The 2561-nt window shown below is 54.9% G+C and carries 4 protein-coding genes; all 4 read left to right on the forward strand.

The features are described 5' to 3' along the window. Window positions 1-179: 179 nt before the first annotated feature. Window positions 180-377, forward strand: a complete 198-nt coding sequence (gene rpmI / locus AAC083_RS00095; protein WP_005315535.1) for a 50S ribosomal protein L35 — start codon at window positions 180-182, stop codon at window positions 375-377. A gap of 14 nt (window positions 378-391) precedes the next feature. Then, window positions 392-748, forward strand: coding sequence for a 50S ribosomal protein L20 (gene rplT, locus AAC083_RS00100; RefSeq protein ID WP_005300683.1), 357 nt, complete (start codon window positions 392-394; stop codon window positions 746-748). Window positions 749-1081: 333 nt separating this feature from the next. Next, entirely contained in the window at window positions 1082-2065 is a 984-nt protein-coding gene (pheS, locus tag AAC083_RS00105) for a phenylalanine--tRNA ligase subunit alpha (protein WP_042034942.1), read from the forward strand. Window positions 2066-2077: 12 nt separating this feature from the next. Further along, a partial coding sequence (gene ytpR, locus AAC083_RS00110; RefSeq protein WP_339734439.1) for a YtpR family tRNA-binding protein occupies window positions 2078-2561 on the forward strand: 484 nt, incomplete at its 3' end.

The following is a 2561-nucleotide window of genomic DNA, read 5'->3' on the forward strand; positions in this document are numbered from 1 at the left end:
AAAACGATCTGGAAGAGTTGGCCGTAGTAGAGTCGTTCCCGAAAGTCGAAGGCCGTCAAGCAGTGATGGTCCTCGCACCTAAGAAGAAATCTTAAGGCCCACAAGAAATTGACTCATGGGTTCGCCCATGAGTCAGTTCGCCTTGCGATTTTGTTGTCACTCACAATGCGGAGTATGAAATGCCGAAGATGAAAACCAACCGGGGTGCTGCAAAGCGCTTCAAGAAGACTGGCTCGGGTCGTTTCAAGTGCAAGCACAACCACCTGCGTCACATCCTGACCAAGAAGAGCAGTAAGCGTAAGCGCAAGCTGGGGCCGAAGTTCATGGTTTCTGCTGCCGACCACAAACGTGTTGTCGCTTGTCTGCCGTACGCATAAGGGGGATGTGAAAAATGCCAAGAGTTAAACGTGGTGTGACTGCTCGCGCTCGTCACAAGAAAGTAATGAAAGCCGCCAAAGGTTACTACGGCGCCCGTTCCCGAGTTTACCGCGTAGCGGTACAAGCGGTAACCAAAGCTGGTCAGTATGCCTATCGTGACCGTCGCCAGAAAAAGCGTCAGTTCCGTCAGCTGTGGATTGCGCGTATCAACGCTGCAGCCCGTCAGAATGGTCTGTCCTACAGCCGTCTGATCAACGGTCTGAAGAAGGCTTCTATCGAGATCGATCGCAAGATCCTGTCCGATATTGCCGTTCACGACAAGTTGGCTTTCACCGCCCTGGTTGAAAAGGCTAAAGCAGCGCTGGTTTAATCCGGTCCTGTTATGAAAGATAAAAGGAGGCTTCGGCCTCCTTTTTTGTTGCTCGTCTTTTGCTGCCCGTCATTCTTCTATCCTGTTGTTGTGCTCACCCAGTGTGCTTCATCCCTGCAACAAGTGCCCTCATATGCCAACAAACTAGTGTTCTTTCCCCATATTTAATGCAAGTAGGGGGCAGGATAGGCTGCTTACCCGATAACAAAATGATTTCTAGGGAGAAAAGCCCACCATAACTATGGTCAGCCAAGGGGCTTTTTTTGTATTATTCTCCTCTTGACCTTATTTAGCCTAACAGGCTCCTGTTTCGGGAGTGGTGACGAGGAAGACATGCAACAGCTTGAAGAAGTAGTCGGCCAGGCCAAGGCCGAGATTGAGGGCGTCAATGACGTTGCGACCCTTGACGAGATCCGGGTCAAATATCTGGGTAAAAAGGGCTTTTTTACCGAGCAGATGAAGACATTGGGCACCTTGTCCGCCGAAGAGCGTCCCGCTGCGGGGGCCGTGATCAACCAGGCCAAGCAGCAGGTTCAGGATGCGTTGAACGAGCGTCGTGAGACCCTCGAAGTGGCTGTTCTGAACCAGAAGCTGGCAGCCGAGACCATCGACATCAGCCTGCCGGGCCGTCGTATCGAGAACGGTGGTCTGCACCCAGTGACTCGCACTGTCGAGCGCATCGAACGCCTGTTTGGCGAGATGGGTTTCAAAGTGGAACGCGGTCCCGAGATTGAAGATGGCTTCCACAACTTCGATGCGCTGAACATTCCGGCTCACCACCCGGCGCGTACCGATCACGATACCTTCTACTTCAATCCCGATCTGATGCTGCGTACCCACACCTCCGGTGTGCAGATCCGTACCATGCAGCAGCAACAGCCGCCGATCCGCATCATCGCGCCGGGCCGCGTCTATCGTAACGACTACGACATGACTCACACCCCGATGTTCCATCAGGTTGAAGGCCTGCTGGTTGACGAACATGCCAGCTTTACTGAGCTGAAGGGCATTCTGCACGACTTCCTGCGCAACTACTTCGAGGAAGACTTGACCATTCGCTTCCGTCCTTCCTATTTCCCGTTCACCGAGCCGAGCGCTGAAGTGGACGTGATGGGCAAGAACGGTAAGTGGCTGGAAGTGCTGGGCTGCGGCATGGTGCACCCGAACGTACTGCGTTCGGTCGGTATTGATCCGGAAAAATACTCCGGCTTTGCCTTCGGCATGGGCGTTGAGCGCCTGACCATGCTGCGTTACGGGGTCAACGACCTGCGTGCCTTCTTCGAAAACGATCTGCGCTTCCTCAAGCAGTTCAAGTAAGGGCGAGAGAACATGAAATTCAGTAAATCCTGGGTGATGGAGTGGGTCCGCACCGAGTTGAGTGACAATGCACTGGCTGAGCAGATCACCATGGCCGGTCTGGAAGTGGACGCCGTGGAAGCGGTGGCTGGCCAGTTCAACAATGTGGTCGTGGGTGAGGTGGTTGAGTGTGCCCAGCATCCGGACGCCGACAAGCTGCGGGTGACCAAGGTCAACGTGGGCGAGGCCGAGTTGCTGGATATCGTCTGCGGCGCGCCGAACTGCCGCGCCGGCCTGAAAGTGTGCGTGGCCAAAGTAGGGGCGACCCTGCCGGGTGATTTCACCATCAAGAAAGCCAAGCTGCGTGGCCAGCCGTCTCACGGCATGCTCTGCTCTTTCAGTGAGCTGGGTATCGACGTCGAAGCTGATGGCATCATCGAGCTGCCGGCCGATGCCCCCATTGGCACCGATATTCGCGACTACCTCGATCTTAATGATGTGGCGATCGACGTGGACC

This window comes from Aeromonas sp. HMWF014, assembly GCF_963878295.1.
Lineage (GTDB): Bacteria > Pseudomonadota > Gammaproteobacteria > Enterobacterales > Aeromonadaceae > Aeromonas > Aeromonas popoffii.

Excerpts from the sequence above, each read along its gene's own strand:
- pheS (WP_042034942.1), top strand. The coding sequence starts at position 1,082 with ATGCAACAGCTTGAAGAAGTAGTCGGCCAGGCCAAGGCCGAGATTGAG.
- rpmI (WP_005315535.1), top strand. The coding sequence starts at position 180 with ATGCCGAAGATGAAAACCAACCGGGGTGCTGCAAAGCGCTTCAAGAAG.
- rplT (WP_005300683.1), top strand. The coding sequence starts at position 392 with ATGCCAAGAGTTAAACGTGGTGTGACTGCTCGCGCTCGTCACAAGAAA.